Source organism: Streptomyces sp. NBC_00663 (assembly GCF_036226885.1).
Classification (GTDB): Bacteria; Actinomycetota; Actinomycetes; order Streptomycetales; family Streptomycetaceae; genus Streptomyces.
Genome location: NZ_CP109027.1, coordinates 8,694,640 through 8,713,666, shown reverse-complemented (window position 1 = coordinate 8,713,666; position 19,027 = coordinate 8,694,640). Strand labels below are relative to the sequence as shown.

The 19,027-nt window shown below is 71.7% G+C and carries 20 protein-coding genes; 9 read left to right on the top strand and 11 right to left on the bottom strand.

The features are described 5' to 3' along the window. Positions 1 to 96 precede the first annotated feature (96 nt). Positions 97 to 954, top strand: a complete 858-nt coding sequence (locus OG866_RS39625) for an AAA family ATPase (RefSeq protein WP_329342324.1) — start codon at positions 97 to 99, stop codon at positions 952 to 954. Beyond that, entirely contained in the window at positions 951 to 2,303 is a 1,353-nt protein-coding gene (locus OG866_RS39620) for a vWA domain-containing protein (RefSeq protein WP_329342323.1), read from the top strand. Before OG866_RS39625 ends, OG866_RS39620 begins: the two co-directional genes overlap by 4 nt. A gap of 63 nt (positions 2,304 to 2,366) precedes the next feature. On the opposite strand, the gene OG866_RS39615 is transcribed toward OG866_RS39620, so the two are convergent. The 3 genes from OG866_RS39615 to OG866_RS39605 all read right to left on the bottom strand — a co-directional run bounded on the left by OG866_RS39615 (position 2,367) and on the right by OG866_RS39605 (position 4,475). Continuing rightward, positions 2,367 to 2,732, bottom strand: a complete 366-nt coding sequence (locus OG866_RS39615) for a cupin domain-containing protein (protein ID WP_329342322.1) — start codon at positions 2,730 to 2,732, stop codon at positions 2,367 to 2,369. 88 nt (positions 2,733 to 2,820) lie between these two features. Then, entirely contained in the window at positions 2,821 to 3,801 is a 981-nt protein-coding gene (locus OG866_RS39610; protein WP_329342321.1) for a threo-3-hydroxy-L-aspartate ammonia-lyase, read from the bottom strand. Continuing rightward, positions 3,798 to 4,475: a helix-turn-helix transcriptional regulator gene (locus tag OG866_RS39605; protein ID WP_329342320.1), complete on the bottom strand. Its 678-nt coding sequence runs from the start codon at positions 4,473 to 4,475 to the stop codon at positions 3,798 to 3,800. Before OG866_RS39605 ends, OG866_RS39610 begins: the two co-directional genes overlap by 4 nt. A 220-nt stretch (positions 4,476 to 4,695) precedes the next feature. On the opposite strand from OG866_RS39605, the gene OG866_RS39600 reads away from it, so the two are divergent. Next, positions 4,696 to 5,913: a cytochrome P450 gene (locus OG866_RS39600; protein WP_329342319.1), complete on the top strand. Its 1,218-nt coding sequence runs from the start codon at positions 4,696 to 4,698 to the stop codon at positions 5,911 to 5,913. Positions 5,914 to 5,941: 28 nt separating this feature from the next. On the opposite strand, the gene OG866_RS39595 is transcribed toward OG866_RS39600, so the two are convergent. From OG866_RS39595 to OG866_RS39585, 3 genes are all read right to left on the bottom strand, one after another. Next, positions 5,942 to 7,837, bottom strand: coding sequence for a M6 family metalloprotease domain-containing protein (locus OG866_RS39595; protein WP_329342318.1), 1,896 nt, complete (start codon positions 7,835 to 7,837; stop codon positions 5,942 to 5,944). A gap of 107 nt (positions 7,838 to 7,944) precedes the next feature. Further along, positions 7,945 to 8,568 carry a response regulator transcription factor gene (locus OG866_RS39590; RefSeq protein ID WP_329342316.1) on the bottom strand — a complete coding sequence of 208 codons (624 nt, stop codon included), beginning with the start codon at positions 8,566 to 8,568 and terminating at the stop codon, positions 7,945 to 7,947. A 126-nt stretch (positions 8,569 to 8,694) separates the two neighbouring features. Beyond that, positions 8,695 to 9,660, bottom strand: a complete 966-nt coding sequence (locus OG866_RS39585) for a pirin family protein (protein ID WP_329342315.1) — start codon at positions 9,658 to 9,660, stop codon at positions 8,695 to 8,697. 123 nt (positions 9,661 to 9,783) lie between these two features. On the opposite strand from OG866_RS39585, the gene OG866_RS39580 reads away from it, so the two are divergent. The 3 genes from OG866_RS39580 to OG866_RS39570 are packed head-to-tail and all read left to right on the top strand — an operon-like array spanning position 9,784 to position 11,118. Next, complete coding sequence (locus OG866_RS39580) at positions 9,784 to 10,275, top strand: MarR family winged helix-turn-helix transcriptional regulator (RefSeq protein WP_329342314.1); 492 nt, start codon at positions 9,784 to 9,786, stop codon at positions 10,273 to 10,275. Beyond that, complete coding sequence (locus tag OG866_RS39575) at positions 10,272 to 10,721, top strand: MarR family transcriptional regulator (protein ID WP_329342313.1); 450 nt, start codon at positions 10,272 to 10,274, stop codon at positions 10,719 to 10,721. The genes OG866_RS39580 and OG866_RS39575 overlap by 4 nt, the downstream gene beginning before the upstream one ends. Positions 10,722 to 10,770: 49 nt before the next feature. Further along, positions 10,771 to 11,118 carry a tetratricopeptide repeat protein gene (locus OG866_RS39570; RefSeq protein WP_329342312.1) on the top strand — a complete coding sequence of 116 codons (348 nt, stop codon included), beginning with the start codon at positions 10,771 to 10,773 and terminating at the stop codon, positions 11,116 to 11,118. 70 nt (positions 11,119 to 11,188) lie between these two features. Here the strand turns inward: OG866_RS39570 and OG866_RS39565 are convergent, their stop codons facing one another. Next, positions 11,189 to 12,574 (bottom strand): PepSY-associated TM helix domain-containing protein, encoded by a 1,386-nt coding sequence (locus tag OG866_RS39565; RefSeq protein ID WP_329342310.1) that lies wholly within the window; start codon positions 12,572 to 12,574, stop codon positions 11,189 to 11,191. Positions 12,575 to 12,707: 133 nt separating this feature from the next. Here OG866_RS39565 and OG866_RS39560 point away from each other — a divergent pair, with 133 nt between their 5' ends. Continuing rightward, positions 12,708 to 13,355, top strand: coding sequence for a peptide deformylase (locus tag OG866_RS39560; RefSeq protein ID WP_329342309.1), 648 nt, complete (start codon positions 12,708 to 12,710; stop codon positions 13,353 to 13,355). Positions 13,356 to 13,384: 29 nt separating this feature from the next. Here OG866_RS39560 and OG866_RS39555 read toward each other — a convergent pair whose 3' ends face one another. Beyond that, positions 13,385 to 14,809: a dihydrolipoyl dehydrogenase family protein gene (locus OG866_RS39555; protein WP_329342308.1), complete on the bottom strand. Its 1,425-nt coding sequence runs from the start codon at positions 14,807 to 14,809 to the stop codon at positions 13,385 to 13,387. 122 nt (positions 14,810 to 14,931) lie between these two features. Between OG866_RS39555 and trxA the strand changes: the two genes are divergently transcribed. Continuing rightward, a complete protein-coding gene (gene trxA, locus OG866_RS39550) occupies positions 14,932 to 15,318 on the top strand; it encodes a thioredoxin (protein ID WP_329342306.1) in 387 nt (128 codons plus the stop codon). Positions 15,319 to 15,343: 25 nt separating this feature from the next. Here trxA and OG866_RS39545 read toward each other — a convergent pair whose 3' ends face one another. From OG866_RS39545 to OG866_RS39535, 3 genes are read right to left on the bottom strand one after another with little or no spacing between them, the layout of a single operon-like run. After that, positions 15,344 to 16,522, bottom strand: coding sequence for a 4-hydroxybenzoate 3-monooxygenase (locus tag OG866_RS39545; protein ID WP_329342305.1), 1,179 nt, complete (start codon positions 16,520 to 16,522; stop codon positions 15,344 to 15,346). 39 nt (positions 16,523 to 16,561) lie between these two features. Beyond that, the gene (locus tag OG866_RS39540) at positions 16,562 to 17,596 is read right to left on the bottom strand and encodes a LacI family DNA-binding transcriptional regulator (RefSeq protein ID WP_443063612.1); all 1,035 of its coding nucleotides are present in this window, start codon (positions 17,594 to 17,596) and stop codon (positions 16,562 to 16,564) included. A 50-nt stretch (positions 17,597 to 17,646) separates the two neighbouring features. Continuing rightward, entirely contained in the window at positions 17,647 to 18,327 is a 681-nt protein-coding gene (locus OG866_RS39535) for a TetR/AcrR family transcriptional regulator (protein ID WP_329342302.1), read from the bottom strand. A 100-nt stretch (positions 18,328 to 18,427) separates the two neighbouring features. Here OG866_RS39535 and OG866_RS39530 point away from each other — a divergent pair, with 100 nt between their 5' ends. Then, positions 18,428 to 18,991 (top strand): NAD(P)H-dependent oxidoreductase, encoded by a 564-nt coding sequence (locus OG866_RS39530; RefSeq protein ID WP_329342300.1) that lies wholly within the window; start codon positions 18,428 to 18,430, stop codon positions 18,989 to 18,991. Positions 18,992 to 19,027 lie beyond the last annotated feature (36 nt).

Sequence of the window (19,027 nt, the reverse complement as noted above, 5' to 3'; positions counted from 1 at the left end):
TGGATCGGTGCACCGGAGTGACAGCTCCCCTGAACAAGCGCTTAGATAGGTGGACCATCGCTCGGCCTGTACGCCGCCGCCACCCAGGAGGCCCCGTTGTTCTCTTCCGTCGACGACGTCTCCGCGCGCCTCGCCGAGACCGGCTACCTCGCCTCGCCCTCGGTCGCCACGACCGTCTTCCTGGCGGACCGCCTCGGCAAGCCGCTCCTGGTCGAGGGTCCTGCCGGGGTGGGAAAGACAGAGCTCGCCAAGGCCGTCGCCGAGATCGCGGGGGCCGAACTGGTGCGACTTCAGTGCTACGAGGGCGTCGACGAGTCCCGCGCGCTGTACGAGTGGAACCACGCCAAGCAGCTGCTGCGCATCAGCGCGGGCCGCGACGAGAGCTGGGACGAGGCCCGTACCGACATCTTCAGCGAGGAGTTCCTGCTCACCCGCCCGCTGCTGACGGCGATCCGCGGCGACGAGCCCAAGGTCCTGCTGATCGACGAGACCGACAAGGCGGACGTCGAGGTCGAGGGCCTGCTCCTTGAGGTCCTCAGCGACTTCCAGGTGACGGTGCCCGAACTGGGCACGATCACCGCCACCCGCCGCCCCTTCGTCGTCCTCACCTCCAACGCGAGCCGTGAGCTGTCCGAGGCGCTGCGCCGCCGCTGCCTGTTCCTCCACATCGGTTTCCCCGAGGAGGAACTGGAGCGCCGGATCGTCCGGCTGAAGGTGCCCGGCCTCGACGCGGCGCTGGCGGAGTCGGTGGTCCGGGTGGTGGGTGCGCTGCGGGCGATGGACCTGCGGAAGGTGCCGTCGGTCGCGGAGACCATCGACTGGGCCCGCACCCTGCTCGCGCTCGGCGCCGACTCGTTGGACGAGACCGTCGTACGGGACACACTGGGCGTGCTCCTCAAGCATCAGGACGACGTCCTGAAGGCCGCGGCGAAGCTCGATCTGGACGCGCTGTGACCACGCCCGTCGCCGAGCGCCTCACCTCGCTGGTCGCCGCTCTGCGGGCCCACGGCATCCGGGTCGGCACGGGCGAGACCGTGGACGCGGCCCAGGCGATGGCGGCGCTCGGGTTCGAGGACCGGGAGCTGCTGCGCGAGGGGCTGGCCGCGACGCTGCTGCACGGCACCGCCCAACGGCCGGTGTTCGACCCGGTCTTCGACCTCTACTTCCCGCGCCGGGTCGGTGCGCCCGAGGCCGGGACGACGGACCGGGACGACCTGCGCGACCGGCTGGCGGCGGCCCTCGCCGCGAACGACGAGGCACTGCTGGCGCGGCTGGCGGCCGAGGCCGTCGACGGCTTCGGCGGCTACGGCTCCTCCCCGGGGTCGGACGGCTGGTCGTCGTACCAGACGCTCGACCGGATCCGCCCTCAGACGCTGCTCGCCCAGGTACGCGCCGATGTGCGGGGGCGGAGCGGGAGCTCGGGGTTCGCGGAGCGGCTGCTCGACGACGAGATCCGGCGCCGGATCGAGGCCTTCCGGGGTCTGGTGGCCTCGGAGGCGCGGCGCCGGGTCGCCGAGCGGCGGGACCGCGACCAGATCGCCCGCCGCGCGGTGGCGCCGACGGCGGACCGGGTCGACTTCCTGTTCGCCGGAAAGTCCCAGCTGGCCGAGCTGCGCAAGACGGTTCAGCCGCTCGCCCGGAAACTGGCGACCCGTCTGGCGGCACGCCGGCGCCGGGCGGCCCGGGGCAGTATCGATCTGCGGCGCACCCTGCGCGGTTCGCTGTCCACGGGCGGGGTGCCGATGCGGCCGGTGCTGCGCCGACGCCGTCCGGCCCGGCCCGAACTGGTGCTGCTGTGCGATGTGTCGGGCTCGGTGTCGGGATTCTCCGACTTCACAATGCTGCTGGTACAGGCGCTGCACGACCAGTTCAGCAAGGTGCGGGTGTTCGCCTTCGTCAACCGGATCGACGAGGTGACCGGGCTCCTGGAGCACGGCGCGGCCGACGCGGCGGGCCTCGGCGCGCGCATCCAGGCGGAGGCGACCCTCACCGGCTGGCACGGCAGCAGCGACTACGGCGTCGCCCTCGGGGAGTTCGCCGAGCGGCACGGCGATGCGATCGGGCCCCGTACGACGGTGTTCGTCCTCGGTGACGCCCGTACGAACATGAGCGACCCGAACCTCGCCGCCGTACGGCAGATCACCGAACGCGCGCGCCGCGTCTACTGGTTGAACCCCGAGCAGCGCTCCCAGTGGGGCACGGGCGATTCGGCGGCACCCGAGTACGCCGAGCTCGTGGAGATGCACGAGTGCCGCACCGTGCGGCAGTTGGGCGCACTGGTCGGGCGGCTGCTGCCGATCTAGGCGGCAGCAGCCTCTTCCCGCACGAGTGAACCGATCGGTCTTCGTCCGGCGAGCCCGCGTCCGTCACTCCTCGGCAGGCTTGGCGTACTCGTTCGCCATGGTCCCCGCGAAGTCGTAGACCACGCACTGTTCGTCGCCCACCACCCAGGCGTCGTGGCCGGGCGGGATCACGAAGACGTCGCCGGGACCCACCTCGGCCTCGCCGCCGCCGTCCATGGTGACGTGCATGCGGCCCTGGACGACATAGCCGTTGTGGTGCACTTCGCAGCTCTTGGTCCCGACGATGGGCCCCACGGACTCGGACCAACGCCATCCGGGTTCGAAGGTCCCCACCGCGAAGTCGAGGCCGCTGAGGTGGACCGCTTCCAGATGCCCTCGGGGGAAGTCCCGCCGCTCGTCCGGCTTGTCGAGGGTCTTCGTCTCCAGCATGTCGGATCTCCCTTCACCACACAGCCCCACTCCATCGTCCGCCCGTCCAGTCGGCGCCGCCATTCGGGTGAGGCGTCAGTCCCCCGCGTCAGTCCCCCGCGGAGCCGCAGAGTTCGGCGAAGCGCGCCGCGTCGACGTTCCCGCCGGAGACGATCACCCCGACCCGACGCGGCAGCCCCTCCACTCGGCCGGCCAGCAGCGCGGCCAGCGGCGTCGCCCCGCTCGGCTCGACCACGATCTTCAGATGCTCGAAGGCGAAGCGCATCGCGTCCCGGATCTCGTCGTCGCTGACCAGGGAGATCCCGTCGACGAGCCGCTGGTTCACGGCGAACGTCAGCTCCCCGGGAATGTGCAGGGCCTGCCCGTCGGCGATGGTGCGGGGCACCGGGATCGCGACGCGCCGACCGGCCTCCAGCGACCTCTTGGTGTCGTCCCCGGCTTCCGGCTCGACGCCGACGATCCGGACAGCGGGGTGCAGCCCCTTCGCCGCCGTGGCACTGCCCGCGATGAGTCCGCCCCCGCCGACGGGGACCAGCAGGGCGTCCAACTCCCCCGTCTCCTCCAGCAGTTCCAGCGCCGCCGTGCCCTGTCCCGCCATGACGTGCGGGTGGTCGTAGGGCGGGATCAGGGCGAGGCCCCGCTCGGCGGCCAGGGCTTCGGCGATCGCCACCCGGTCGCCGGTGTAGCGGTCGTACGAGACGATCTCGGCGCCGTAGCCCGCGGTGGCGGCCCGCTTGGAGGGCGGGGCGTCCTCGGGCATGACGATCACCGCGGTGCTGCCGAGCTCACGGGCGGCGAGGGCGACCGCCTGGGCGTGGTTCCCGGAGGAGTAGGCGGCAATCCCGCGGGCCAGCTGTTCGGGCGTCAGCCGGGAGGCCGCGTTGTAGGCGCCGCGGAACTTGAAGGCGCCCACCCGCTGGAAGTTCTCGCACTTGAGGAAGACCTCGGCACCCACGCGCGCGTCCAGCGTGCGGGAGCGCAGCACCGGGGTGCGGTGGGCGATGCCCTTGAGCCGGTCGGCGGCGGAGCGGACGGCGTCGAGGGTGACGGGCGGGGGTGTGGTGGTCACGCGGGTCCTCCAGGAGGGGTGGAAGTCGTGGCGCGGGCCTGGGAGAGGTAGCTGTAGGCGGAGGCGCGGGAGATGCCGAGCCGGGCGGCGACCTGCTCGATCGCGCGGCGGACGGCGAAGACGCCGCGCTCGTCGAGGCTGCGGAACAGCGCCAGGCGTCCGGCGCGGTCGAGTGCACCCCAGGGCTCGTGCCGGTGGGTGTCGAGGATGACGTCGACCACGGAGTCGATGTCGTCGCCGAAAGTGGTCACCGGCAGTTCGGCGGGGGCCGCACCGAGCCCGGCGAGGGCACCCAGCAGGGTGTGGGCCTCGCTGACGGCGGTCACATCGAGGTTGACGCACAGGGCGCCGAACACCGTGCCCGTGGAGTCGCGCAGCACCATCGTGGACGACTTGACGGTCCTGCCGGTCCCGGTGCGGGTGAGGTAGTTCAGCTCGTCCCGCGCCTGGTCACCGCGGGCCACGATCCGCAGGCCGATCTCGCTCATCGCCCCGCCGACCGAGCGCCCGGTCACCGATCCGGCGAGGGCGACGACGGAGGTCTCCGGGTCCCGGTAGTCGTGCAGCACCACCTCGCACAGCGGCCCGAACGTCGCCACCAACCCGTCGACGACCGGCGTCAACGCGGCGACGATCGCGTCCCGCTCGGCTTCCAGCGCACGCTCGGACGTCATGACGTACTCCGAATTCTCCAGTGCGAGTGAGATCAGGATCTTCAGACTACACATCCAAGCTCTGGACGTACAGTCCAATCCCTCGCGTCGCTGGCGGAATCGCCACGCCTGTGCTGCGGGATCCGGCCACATCCGCCCCGTGTCCGCTCCCTGTCGGCCTTCCGTCAGCTTGGGGGGCTTCGATGAGCACCACTCCCTGTTCCCCCCACCGAGGAGTGAGATGACCAGCACCACCGAGGACGTCCCCCTGTTCCCGATGCCGCGCGCGGCCGGCTGTCCGTTCGATCCGCCGCCCGGGATGCTGCGGCTGCACGCCGAGCGGCCGGTGACCCGGGTACGGCTGTGGGACGGCAGCACGCCGTGGCTGGTGACGCGGTACGAGGACCAGCGGGCGCTGTACGGCGACGAGCGGCTGAGCGTCGATCCCCGGCAGCCGGGCTTTCCCCACATCAGCGAGGCCTTCCAGGAGGCCTACGCCCGGATGCCGCCGTCGTTCCTCAACATGGACGACCCCGAGCACGCCCGGATCCGGCGCATGGTCACCGCCCCCTTCACCATCAAGCGCATCGAGGCGATGCGGCCCGCGGTACAGCGCATGACCGACCGGTTCGTCGACGCGATGCTGGCCGGACCGCAGCCGGTCGACCTGGTGGAGGCCCTGGCGCTGCCGCTGCCGTCCCTGGTCATCTGCGAGCTGCTCGGAGTGCCGTACGACGACCACGAGTTCTTCCAGAGCCGCAGCAAGGTGGGCGTCCGCCAGGACGCCTCGGTCGAGGAGTCCAGGACCGCCTCTGCCGAACTGCTCCAGTACCTCGACGCACAGCTCCAGGCGAAGGTCGCCGACCCCGCCGACGACCTGCTCTCCGTCCTGGCCGCCCGGATGCAGGACGGTGAACTCGCCCGCCACGACGCCGCGATGCTCGGGCTGCTGCTGCTCGGCGCGGGGCACGAGACCACCGCCAACATGATCGCGCTCGGCGTGCTGGCCCTGCTGGAGCATCCCGACCAGCTCGCGATCGTGCGGGACACCGACGATCCCCAGGTGCTCGCGGGTGCCGTCGAGGAGATGCTGCGCTACCTCACCGTCGTCCACGACGGCCAACGCCGCCTCGCCCTCGCGGACATCGAGATCGGCGGGGAGCACATCCGCGCCGGGGAGGGCGTCATCATCCCGGGCGCCACGGGCAACTGGCAGGCCGACCGCTTCCCCGACCCCGAGCGCCTCGACGTCCGTCGCGACGCCCGCCGGCACATGGCCTTCGGCTTCGGCATCCACCAGTGCCTGGGCCAGCCGCTGGCCCGCCTGGAACTCCAGGTCGTCTACGGCACACTCTTCCGCCGGATCCCCACCCTGCGCCGGGCCGTCGACCTGGAGAAGATCCCGTTCAAGGACGACGGGGTGGTGTACGGCGTCCATGAGCTGCCCGTGACCTGGTGACCGTGCCGATCGGCCGGCGGGGCAGGCGTCAGGTGCTGGTGTGGAGGGTGATCTCCCAGCTGAGCAGGGTCCCGGCGACGGGCTGGGCCGCGTCTGTGATCTTGAGCTTCCAGTCGCCGGCCACGGCGTCGCCGACCAGGGGCGCCAGCAGGGACGGCGGGTCGGACGTCAGCGTCAGCCGCAGGTTCTTGTCGGCACCGCCCGTGCGGTTGTGGATCACGGCCCGGCGGCCCGACGGCGCCAGCAGGACCACGCGCAGATCGCCGATGTGACCGTGCTCGATGTCGATCGACACCGTCAGGTCGCGGACCGTGCCGGCGCCTTCGAGGGAGATGGCGTCGGTCAGCCCGCCGACGCCCTCGGGGATGGCCTCGTTGGGCGCCGACCGGCCGGTGATCCTGGTGCCCGCCACGCCCTGCTCGCCGGTGCTGAAGGTGATGACCTCACCCGGGGCGCCGACGTTCGAGATCGTGAGCCCCGACTCGCTGCCGTCCCACCACAGGGACGGAGGACGGCTGCTGTGCGAGACCGCGGTGCCCGCGGTCGGTCCGTAGAGGTCCCCGCCGTCGCCGTCGTTCTGGTTGTGCTCCAGGTCCAGATGGCCGTCCGCCTGGAGCAGGGCGCACTGGTAGTGACGCACCAGGGTGCCCTGCTGGAACTCGTTCGAGCCCTTGATGTCGCAGTGGTAGACGGCCAGGCCACTGGAGGTCAGCGCGGTGTCGAAGCCGAGCTTGCTGCGGTTCTCGACGAGGTAGTACTCGACGTCGGGGCGGTCCGGGTTCTGGTACACGAGCGCCTTGTCGTACGCGCCCTGTCTGGCCTCGTACGCACCCGGCGCCGAGATGTCCACGTCCTCCGTCCAGCCCACCAGACGGCGCAGATAGACGGAGACGGCGGACGGCAGGAACCCGTCGCCCAGGTTGTTCCCGCTCGACATGGCGCAGTAGGTGCCCAGGCCCGCGCTGGTGAAGTCGTCGCCCTCGCGTTCGAGGGTCCCGTAGTCGTACAGGTCGGGCCAGCGGCACAGCAGATGCCCGCTCTCGTGGCAGAAGGTGCCGATGCTCAGGTCGCTCGCCCGCTCCCCCATGCTCGTGACGGTGTAGAAGTCCGTGCGTACGCCGCCGATCTGGGCCGGGAAGCGCGAGTTGTGCGGCCACAGGTCGCCCTTGAACACGGTGTTGCCCGCGTACATGATGCAGACGGAGTCGACGACGCCGCGTCCGAGGGAGTCGAAGCGGCTGAAGTCCACACCGGCGTCCGCGGCGGCCTGTAGCGCTTCGGGGACGAGCTCGCCCTCGTGTTCGTCGAGCGAGTAGGCGAGCCGCGGCCGGCTCATCCGGAACGGGCCGACGACGGTGTTGGAGAAGACGAGCCGGCCCGTCGACATCGTGCGGAAGTACTCCCTCACGGAGCAGTGGTTGCCGTTCGCCGTGAAGTGCGGACTGTTCAGCAGGGCGGAGACGTCGTCCCCGGTCACCTGGGTCTGCTTGGACGGGAAGTCGACCAGGATCGTCAGGCCCTGGACCTCACCCTCCGTCAGGGCCGTGCCGGGGAGCAGCCCTTTGACCGGGCCGCGGGTGAACAGCGCGTCGGGGTCGATCTCGGCCCGGTCCTCGTCCGGGACCCCTTTCATCATCCGGTCCTGGAAGACCTCTCTGCGATAGAGCTGCCCTTCCCGCAGATGCCGGCGCAGGCCCTCCGGCGGCGGTGCGGCAAGGGGCGTGCCGGTGGAGACGAACCGGCGCGTGGCGCCCGCGCCGTCGGTCTGCGCGTAGCAGTAGGCGCCCCGGTCCGCGTCGTACACGACGGAGTAGCCGTCGAGGGTCTCGTACCGGGCGTATTTGTCGTCACCGAAGACGACGAGGCGGACATCCTCGCCCTCTTCCTGGCTGAACGTGAGGGTGCTGCCGAAGATGCCGCTCATCGCGAAACGCCTCCCGGACTCGCTCTTCGAGGGCTTTCGTCCCTCAGTGTGCGAGCAGGCGGAGAAGCGGCACAGGGGAGAAAGGCCCACGGGCACCAGGGGCAGTGTTACCCCTGCCAGAAGGCCGCGGGGACGATGTCGTGCGTGATCGCGAAGCGGGTCAGGTCGGCCCGGCGCCGGGAACCGGTCTTGTCGCGGAGCCGGTCCAGGTGGGAGTGGACGGTGTGCTCGCTGATACCCAGCCGGACGGCGATGTCGTGGTCGGTCTCGCCGTGGACGACCAGCTCCAGGATCTGGCGCTCGCGGTCCGTGACATGGCAGGAGGGCTCGGTGTCGGGACGTACGGCGAGATCCGCGGAGACGTAGGAGCAGCCGTCGGCGACCAGCCGGATCGCGGCCAGCAGCTCGCGCTCGTCGGCCCGCCGGCTGAGGCAGCCGCGGGCGCCGGCGCGCAGGGCGGGTACGGCGTGGTGGTCCAGGCCGGTGGAGAAGACCAGCACGGCGGCGTCCTGGGCGGCCAGCCGGGCCACCACGTCCGCCAGGCACACCGGCCGCACCTGGAGATCCACCAGCACGATGTCGCCCGGCCGGAGCGCGCGCAGGGCCTCGTCGGCCGACCGGGTGGCGAGGGTGAACACCAGGCCCTCGGCGTCCTCGACGGCGTGGGCCACGCCCCCGGACAGCAGCGGGCAGTCACCGACGACGGCGACTCGTCTTGCCTCCGTACGCATGGGCGCCTCACTCCGGCCGGGCCGGCGCCCGCGTGCGGGCCTGGTCTCACAGCTCCAGTCTTGGTCCTTTGCGGCGGTCCGGCATGCCGAGGAGCCGGCGCCCGGGCCGGCGAGGGAAACGGCCGGTCAGCGGGTCCTCCCCCGCGGCTTCAGGGCGACCGGCGGCAGCGCCGGGGCGGGCAGGGGCGCTCCGTCGTAGCCCTTGACCTCGCCGAACCGGGACCCGGTCATCCAGTCCTCGCGCGCCTGCACGATCTCTTCCTGGGACCGCCCGATCCAGTTCCAGAACATGATCAGCTCCTCCTCGAAGGGCTCACCGCCCAGGAGCATCAGGCTCGCGTCCGACGCGGCGCGCAGCGGCAGTTCGGTGCGACCGCAGCCGAGGTAGAGCATGGAGCCCGGCAGGACCGGGACATCGTCCACGTGGGCCTCGCCGGACATGGACAGCACGGCGTACTCGAAGTCCGGCTCCAGCGGGAGGCGCAGGTCCGCGCCGGCGGTGAGGGTGAGGTCGGCGCCGACGATCGGGGTGTACGTCGTCCCGGGCGAGGTCGCGCCGTCGAGGTCGCCGAGGATGAGCGTGGCGGTCAGGCCCGGCGCGGTGACCCGCGGCAGTTCGGCGTGGTGCTCGAAGTGCGGGTCGGTGTGCCGGTGGCCGTCCGGGAGGGCGACCCAGAGCTGGGCGCCGTGCAGGAAGCGGGCGTGCGCCTTCGGGCTCTCCTCGGAGTGGCTGATGGCCCGCCCGGAGGTCATGAGGCCCAGCTCGCGCGGGCGGATCGTCTGGAGGCTGCCGGTGGAGTCGCGGTGCAGCACCTCGCCCTGGTGCAGCCAGCTGACGGTCTGCAAACCCATGTGCGGATGCGGGGGGACCTGCATGCCGGGCTCGTCGGCGATGTCGTCGGGGCCGTAGTGGTCGACGAAGCACCATGCGCCCACCATGCGCCGGCCCAGGTTGGGCAGCAGACGGCGGACCTCGGTGGCCTCCCCGAGTTTGACGGTGCGCGGGCTGAGGAGTTCGCGAACGGGCTCCGCCACCACGAAGCCGCGGCCGCCGCACAGGGCGGGAGCCGCATCGCGATCAAGATTGCTCATGGCGCCCAACCTAGCCCCGCGGACGGTGTCCCGTCAGTCCGTCGCCAGTCCGTCGCCAGTCCGTCGTCGGGGAGTCGCGAGAAATAGTAGCCATGTACATAGTAGCCATGTACTGTATTCGTCATGAGCAAGGGCTACGAGAAGGCGACGCCGGGCTTCCTGGTGTGGCGACTGTCGATGAAGTGGCGGACCGCGGTGGACCGCGCGATGACCCCACTGGGTCTCACCCACGCGCAGTACTCGCTGGTGGCGTCCCTCTACGGCATGCAGCGCGACGGCGAGCGACCGAGCCAGCGAATGCTCGCCGACCACACCGGCCTCGAACCGCTTTATGTGTCCAAGCTGGCGCGCGCCCTGGAGTCGGCGGGCCTGATCGAGCGCACCCGCGACCCACGCGATCCGCGCGCCGTCCAGCTGGCCCTCACCGAGCGGGGCAGGGACACCACTCGGCAGGCCATCAAGGTCGTCCAGGGGCTGCTGGAGCAGTTCCTCGCACCGCTCGGCGGGCTCGACAGCCCACGCACCCGGGAGTTCAGCGCCGAACTCGCGACCCTGCTCGACGCCCCTCTCGATCCGCTCGCCCCCGACCGTGAGTCCGACAAGGAGCAGTCATGACCACCACCACACCTCCCCTGCTCAACCCGCGCGTCATCGCCCTGGCGCACTACGCGGCCCGTGCGGTCCTGGAGCGGGTCCTGGCCCGCCACGGCGTCACGTTCCAGCAGTCCGTCACCCTCCGCCTCGCCGCCGTCGCCGACGGGCCGGTGGAGCGGGAGCACCTCGTCGACGGTGTCGTCGGTTCACTGAAGATCGACACCGCGGAGGCCTCCGCCGTCGTCGACGAGCTGGTCGCCGCACAGCTGCTGGCCCCCGAGGAGCCGTCGCGGGTGCGGATCACGGAGGCCGGACGAGAGCTGTACGACACGACGTCCACCGCGACCGCCCCCATCACCGCCCGGGTCTACGCCGAAATCCCGGAGGAGGATCTCGCCGTCGCCGGACGGGTGCTGACGCTCATCACCGAGCGGGCGAACGCCGAGCTCGCCGCCCTGAACAGTTAGTGGAATATTGAACCAACGACCTCTGTTGACGGCGTCGAAGGAGGTCAGAGTGGACATGACGTACTACGACCACGGAACGCCGGCGGAGCGCTGGGAGCGCGCGCGGATGTTCTTCGAGGCCAAGGACTACGCCGCCGCGGCGCGCGTCCTGAGCAAGCTGGTCGAGGAGGTGCCGGAGCAGACCGGGCCGCGGCTGCTGCTGGCGCGCTCCTACTACCACTCGGCCCAACTGCGCCGCGCCGAGACGGAGTTGCGCATCATCGTGGAGCGCGACCCGGTGGAGCACTACGCCCGTCTGATGCTGGGCCGCACGCTGGAGCGGCTGAGCCGGCCCGAGGAGGCCGAGCCGCATCTGCGCCTCGCGTCCGCGCTGGCCGGCGACTTCGACGAGCTGTAGGCGACGCCGTACGACCCGACCGGGGCCCGGTTCCTTCGCGGAACCGGGCCCCGTCGTCGTGCACCGGCCGTCAGACGCGGCTCGCCCGCCGGTGGGCGGTCTCGCCGAGCACCACGTCGGCCACGACGAACGCGGCCAGCGGGATGCCGAGCAGCGGCACGAAGTAGCCGAGGGCGGCGATCAGCGCCACGCCCGGCAGCAGGAGCTGCGGGGGCACCTTCTGCCAGGTGCCGCGCGGGATCGGACGGCCGAACGCGTTGCCGCGGCCGCGCATCCACCACATGCGGTAACCCCAGACGATCAGCAGGACCAGGGAGAGCGCCACGGCCATCAGGACGATCTGGTTGGCGAGCCCGAAGAGGGTGCCGGTGTGCAGGTCGATGCCCCAGCGGGTCAGCTTCGCGAGCACCGGGAAGTCGTCGAACCGCAGCACATCGGTGACCTCGCCGGTGGTCGGGTCGACCGCGACCGCGTCCTGCTTCTCCGGCCAGCTGCGCTGGATCTGCTTCACCACGTACGCCGAGGTCGCGTCGGCCGGCGGCACGATCTCGACGGGGTCGCCGAGACCTTCGGCGCGCGCGGCGGCGAGGACCTTGTCGAGGCCGACGCCGTGCTCGGCGTCCCCGGCCGAGGCGGAGGCGCCGTGCCCGGAGTGGTCGCCGCCCGCGGTCGCCGACACCGAGGGCGTGGTCTGGCCGAGCGAGGCGCGCAGGTCGTCGATGCTCGCGCCGGCGTAGGTGGACCAGGTCAGACCGGTCACCGACAGGAAGAAGAAGCCGAGGGCGGCCCAGACGCCGACCGTGGCGTGCAGCCCCAGCGTGCGGCGCCGCCCCTCGGTGCCGCGCACCTTGCGCTGGGCCCGGCGCCGGGTGAACCAGAGCACCAGACCGGCCCCGGCGATCACCCACAGCCAGCTCGCGGCGAACTCGCTGTAGAGGCGGCCGGTCTCACCGAGGTGCAGATTGCGGTGCAGCTCCGAGATCCAGGTGCGCAGCGGCAACGCGCCCGTGGAACCGTACTGTTCGAGGGAGCCCTCGACCTTGCCGGTGTACGGGTCCACGAACACCGCGAGAGTGTGGTCGGGGTCGACGCCCTTGACTCCGGAGAGCAGGACCCTGGTGGTCGCGTCGTCCGCCGGGGAGGACCGTACGGCGGCGACGGCACCCTCGGGGTGGGCCTCGCGGGCGGCGGTGACCTGCTCGGAGATCGGCAGCTTGGCGTCGCCTACGGCGGAGACCGTCATCTCGTCGGCGTACATGATCTTCTCGGCCTGGAACGAGGCGGCGTACAGGAACCCGGTGACGGCCGCCACCAGCAGGAAGGGCGCGACGAACACTCCGGCGTAGAAGTGCAGGCGCAGCATCAGCGGGCGCAGCGATGCCCAACCGCCCGGTCTCGGCGGCAGGTCGGCGGCTTTCGGGGCCTCGTCGGTGGTCGTCGAGGGAGCGGAGGTCATCGGCGGCTAACTCCGGAGGTGGGGACGTGCTCGGCTGGTCGGTCGGTCCAGTAGTCGGGAGAAACGCGCCCCGAGTTCCCGGGGGTTGAAGTGTCCTGCGTCACACGGGTGGACGGCATGGCATCCTGGCGCGATGGCAACTCCCCGTGATCACGCGTCCCTTGCCGAGCTGGTCGAGGAACTCCTGGCCGACGGAGGCCCGCTGCCGATCGTGGCGGCCGGCGATCCGGTGCTGCGGCGCGGCGCCGAGCGTTTCGAGGGCCAGTTGGACTCCGCGCTGCTGGCCCGGTTCGTCGAGGCGCTGCGCGTCACGATGCACGCGGCTCCCGGGGTGGGCCTCGCGGCGCCGCAGGTGGGCGTGGGGCTGCGCATCGCGGTGATCGAGGACCCGGCGCCGGTGCCGGACGAGGTGCGCCTCGCGCGGGGACGGGTGCCGCAGCCGTTCCGGGTCCTGGTCAATCCGTCGTACGAGGGGGTCGGCCCCGCGCGTGCCGCGTTCTTCGAGGGCTGTCTGAGCGTCCCGGGCTGGCAGGCGGTCGTGGACCGGCACGACCGGGTGCGGCTGACGGGCGAGGACGAGTACGGGCGGTCGGTGGACGAGGTGTTCTCCGGGTGGCCCGCGCGGATCGTGCAGCACGAGACGGACCATCTGGACGGCACGCTGTACCTGGACCGGGCGGAGCTGCGCTCGCTGTCCTCGAACCAGGCGATGGTGGAGCGCTGGGCCCAGCCGACGCCCAGGGAAGCGGCTGCCTCCCTGGGGTTCCGGCTGCCGGACTGAGTCGCCGGAATCGGCCGCGGGGCCGAAGCTCAGCTGTCCCGGAAGGTCTCCAGCAGCCGCAGCCACACCTCGCTGATCGTCGGATAGGACGGCACGGCGTGCCAGAGGCGGCTGATGGGCACCTCGCCCGCGACCGCGACGGTCGCCGAGTGGATGAGTTCGCCGACTCCGGGGCCCACGAAGGTGACGCCGAGCAGGACCTCTCGCTCCAGGTCGACGACCATGCGGGCACGGCCGCGGTAGCCCTCGCCGTACAGGCTCGCCCCGGAGACGTTCGCGAGGTCGTAGTCGACCGCGCGGACCCGGTGGCCCGCCTGTTCGGCCTCGGCGAGCGAGAGGCCGACGGCGGCGGCCTCCGGGTCGGTGAAGACGACCTGGGGTACGGCGGCGTGGTCGGCGGTAGCGGCGTGCGCGCCCCAAGGGTCGGACTGGACGTCCGTACCGGACGCCCGCGCCGCGATGGCGGCACCGGCGATGCGGGCCTGGTACTTGCCCTGGTGGGTGAGGAGGGCGCGGTGGTTGACGTCGCCGACGGCGTAGAGCCAGTCGGTGCCGGTGACACGGAGGCTGTCGTCGACGTCCAGCCAGGAGCCGGCTTCCAGGCCGACGCTGTCCAGACCGAGGTCGTCGGTGCGCGGGGCGCGGCCGGTTGCGAAGAGGATCTCGTCGGCCTCGATCCGGTCGCCGCTGTCGGTGACGGCGACGACGGTGCCGTCCTCGCGGGTCACCGACGCGAGGGAGGTCCCGGTGCGGACGTCGACCCCGGCCTCGGTGAGCGCCTCGGCGACCAGTTCGCCGGCGAAGGGTTCCATCCGGTTCAGCAGGCCCTTGCCGCGGACCAGGAGGGTGACCCGCGAGCCGAGGGCCTGCCAGGCCGTGGCCATCTCGGTGGCGACGACTCCCCCGCCGACGACGATGAGCCGCCCCGGCGCGGCTTGGGCGCTGGTCGCCTCGCGGCTGGTCCAGGGCTTGACCGCGTCGAGTCCGGGCAGGTCCGGCAGGACGGCGCGGGTGCCGGTGCAGACGGCGACGGCGTGCCGGGCGGTGAGGACCTTGTCGCCCACCGTCACGGTGCGGGGGCCGGTGAGGCGGCCGTGGCCGCGGTAGAGGTCGGCGCCGACGCCTTCCAGCCACCGGACCTGGCCGTCGTCCTTCCAGTGGGAGGTGTATTCGTCGCGCCGGGCGAGGACCGCGGCGGTGTCGAGGGGGCCCTGTACGGCCGGGGCGAGTCCGGGCAGCCGGCGGGCGTCGGCCTGGGCGATGACCGGGCGCAGCAGGGCCTTGCTGGGCATACAGGCCCAGTAGGAGCACTCGCCGCCGACCAGTTCGCTCTCCACGACCGCGGTGGAGAGGCCGGCCGCGCGGGTGCGGTCGGCGACGTTCTCCCCCACGGGCCCGGCCCCGAGCACCACTACGTCGTAGGTGCTGTTCACAGTGGATTCCGTTTCCGTCATGGGGTCAGTCTGGTGGGTGGTGTGCGCTCGGGCCACATGGGGTACGCGCGCGGAATACCTACCCGGCAGGCCGTGTTTGTGCGCATGGCTAGGCCCCGACACCAGGAAGAGGGATGCACGCCATGAGCAAGACCGTGGAGCTCACCAAGGAGAACTTCGACCAGACGGTCACGGACAACGAGTTCGTCCTGATCGACTTCTGGGCGTCCTGGTGCGGGCCGTGCCGTCAGTTCGCACCGGTCTACGACAAGGCGGCCGAGGAGAACCCGGACCTGGTCTTCGGCAAGGTGGACACGGAGGCGCAGCCGGAGCTGGCCGCGGCCTTCGGTATCCAGTCGATTCCCACACTGATGATCGTCCGTGACCGGGTGGCCGTGTTCGCGCAGCCGGGAGCCCTCCCGGAGGCCGCGCTGACGGATGTGATCGGGCAGGCTCGCAAGCTGGACATGGACGAGGTCCGCAAGGCGGTCGAGGAGCAGCAGGCGAACACGGAGCAGAACGGCCAGTGATGCCTGAGGACTTGCCCTGGGGTGTTCACCACTCCAGGGGAAGGCCCGTGTAGTTCGCGGCCAGTTCGGCGGCGGCGTGGCGGGAGGAAATGATCCGTCGCAGCCGGGCGAGCTGGAGCCGGTGGTCGAAGGGGTCGGCGTCGGGGCGGGTGTGCAGCATCGTCGTCATGTCGTAGGAGAACCGGGTGGCCTGCCAGACCCGGGCGAGGCATGACGCGGAGTAGCGGTCGAGGAGTTGCTCGGAGCCGGTGCGGTGCAGTGCGGCGAAGGCGCGGGCGAGCAGACGGACGTCGGAGACCGCGAGGTTGAGGCCCTTGGCGCCGGTCGGCGGGACGATGTGCGCGGCGTCCCCGGCGAGCAGCAGCCGTCCGTGGCGCATGGGTTCGTGGACGTGACTGCGCATCGGTGTCACGGACTTGGCGGTGATCGGGCCGCGGTTCAGGGTCCAGTCGGCGTCGATGGCGAAGCGGGCGGAGAGTTCGTCCCAGACGCGGTCGTCGGGCCAGTCGTCGGGATCGGTGCCGTTCGGCACCTGCAAGTACAGCCGGGATATCTGCGGTGAGCGCATGCTGTGCAGGGCGAAGCCGCCCTCGCCGCGCGCGTAGATCAACTCGTCGCAGGACGGGGCGACATCGGCGAGGACACCGAGCCAGGAGTACGGGTAGTCGTGGGCGTACGTCCGTCCGGTGCCGGCCGGGAAGGTGTCGCGGGCGATGCCGTGGAAGCCGTCGCAGCCCACGACCCAGTCGCAGGCCAGGGTCTGCTCCTCACCCTCGTGCAGGAACCGTACGACGGGTGCCTCCGTCTCCGGCCTCTCGATCGTGAGCGCCTCCGCCTCGAACAACAGCGGTGGCCCGTCGGCCAGTTGGAGGGCGACGAGGTCTTTGACGATCTCGGTCTGGGCGTAGATCGTGACCGTACGGCCGCCCGTGAGGACCGGGAAGTCGATGTGGTGGCGTTCGCGGTCGAAGCGCAGCTCGATGCCCTGGTGGACCAGGCCCTGAGCGGTCAGCCGCTCGGCCGCGCCGCACTCGCGCAGGGCGTCGACCGTGCCCTGCTCCAGCATTCCGGCGCGCTGGCGCTGCTCGACGTAGTCCCGTGTGCGCGCCTCCAGGACGACGCAGTCGATGCCCGCGCGGTGCAGCAGGCGGGCCAGGAGCAGTCCGGCGGGGCCGCCGCCGATGATGCCGACCGTCGTGCGCATGGCACGCCTCCCCTCGGTGAGCGGTTGCGCGCCAGCCTTTCAGCTCGACTCGCGGTGCACCACCGTGGCTTCCAGCACTTTGTGGGTCTCGGGGGCGGCGGCGGGGTCGCGCACCGCGCGGTCGACGAGTTCGGCGAGGTCGCGGCCGGAAGGCAGCTCCAGGCGGACCGTGCTGAGGCGAGGCCGCAGGAGCCGGCCGAGCATGAGGTCGTCGGCGCCGATCACGGCCGTCTCGCCGGGGATGTCGATCCCTTCGTCGAGCAGGGCGCGCGTCAGCAGCATCGCGTACTCGTCGTTGTACGTGAACACCGCGTCGAGGCCGAGCTCCCGCCAGCGGGCGGCGAGCCGGGTGCCGGCCTCCTCGGTGTAGGCGAGGGGCAGCTCGGTGACGGTGGCGTCGGTGTCGCGCAGGGCGGCGCGCACCCCGCTGAGGCGGGGCAGGGAGAAGGCCTCCAGGCCCGCCTCCTCGGGGACGACGACGCCGATGCGGCGCCTGCCGCGCTCGTACAGATGGCGTCCGGCGCGGTGGCCGACGGCCTCGTGGTCCATGAGGAGGGCGTGGGCGCCCTCGACGGTCTCGGGGCCGAGGGTGACGACGGCCCGGGCGCCGGAGCGCTTGAGCACGGCGACGCCCTTCGGGCCGAGTCCGGCGCCGGGCACCAGCACGGCGACGGGCCGCAGCTCGGCCCAGGCACGGGCGGCCTCGTCGCCGTGGAGCCCGACACTGCCGTGCTGGACGACGGTGTAGTCGAGGCGGCTGAGGGCCCACTGGAGCTCGTTGATGAACTGGCCGTAGAGCTGGCCGACGGGGATGGTCGGGGCGGGCATCAGGACCAGACGGCTGTGTCCGGCACGCAGGCTGCGGGCGGCGGCGTGCGGTACGTACCCCAGCTCCTTGGCGGCCTCGTGGACCCGGCGGCGGGTGGGCTCGCTGATCCGGACGGCGCTGGTGTTGTTCAGGACGTAGGAGACGGTCGCGCGCGAGACGCCGGCCAGGCGGGCCACATCGGCGCTCGTGGGCACGGAGCGCGGTGCGGGGACCCCGGGGGCCGACGTTTTCGGTATCTGCACCATGACGTACGGCATCTTTGCAGAACCTGTGGAGACGGCTCCCGGCGGGGCGCTCAGGCGGGTGGCGCGGTCCCCGTGACCCGGGCGACCAGATCGGTCCAGCCGGCTTCGAGACGCTCCATCGGCATCCCGCACTCCCTGGTCAGATGGTGGATCTGGGCCGCGTCGAGGTACGCCAGCAGAGTCCGGGCCAGCAGCTCGCAGTCGGAGTCCGGGGCGATCTGCCGCAGCAGGATCGCGACGTGCATGGCCAGGGCCCGGTACGAGGGGTGGGAGAACCGGCGGGTGGGCTCCGGCTCGGCGGCGAGCTGGAGGTCCAGCTGCTCCACCGAGCGGTACAGCATGGCCACGCCGAAGGCGCGCAGCCGCTCCAGGGGCGGTGCGCCGGGGCCCAGCGGGGGCGGGCCGCTCATGAAGTCCGCCTGGAACTGCCGCGCCGAGTGGTCGAGGAGCGCCATCAGCAGTCCGGTCCGGTCACCGAAGCGGCGGAAGACGGTGCCCTTGCCCACCTGGGCGGCGGCGGCCACGGCCTCCATGGTGACCCCGGCCGCGCCGTGCTCGGCGATCAGCCGGGCGGCGGCCTCCAGCAGCCGGGCGCGGTTGCGCGCGGCGTCGGCGCGCAGGCACGGCTCCTCCTCGCGAGGGCCGAGCTGGAACAACTCGGTCTCCCCCAGGGGACCTTGAGGCCGCGGGAAGGGCGGCAGGGCGGCGGGCATGAACCCAGCGTAAAGCATCGGGAATGAAACTGGACCGCGGTCCGGTTAGGGTGATAGAACATTAAACGGACCCCGGTCCGGATTGTGACGGCAGTGTTTCAGCACCCCTGGAGTTAGCATGTCTGTTCGTATCCTTGCGCTCGTCGGCAGCCTTCGCGCCGGTTCGCACAACCGCCAGCTCGCGGAGGCGGCCGTCAAGTTCGCTCCCGAGGGTGCGTCCGTCGAGCTGTACGAGGGCCTGGCCGAGATCCCCTTCTACAACGAGGACATCGACGTCGAGGGCAGCGTCCCGGCCGCCGCCGCGAAGCTGCGCGAGACCGCCCAGGGCGCCGACGGCTTCCTGCTCTTCGTCCCCGAGTACAACGGGACCATTCCGGCCGTCCTGAAGAACGCCATCGACTGGCTGTCGCGTCCCTACGGCGCCGGCGCCTTCGGCGGCAAGCCGGCCGCCGTGGTCGGTACCGCGTTCGGCCAGTTCGGTGGCGTGTGGGCGCAGGACGAGACCCGCAAGGCCCTGGGCATCGCCGGCGCCAAGGTGCTGGAGGACGTCAAGCTCTCCATCCCCGGTTCCGTGGTCCGTTTCGCCGAGACCCACCCGGCCGACGACGCCGAGGTCGCCACGCAGCTGACCGAGGTCATCGCCCGTCTGCACGGGCACGCGAACGAAACGGTCGCCGCCTGATCATCCCGTGAGCGAGACCGTCGCAAGCTGATGTCT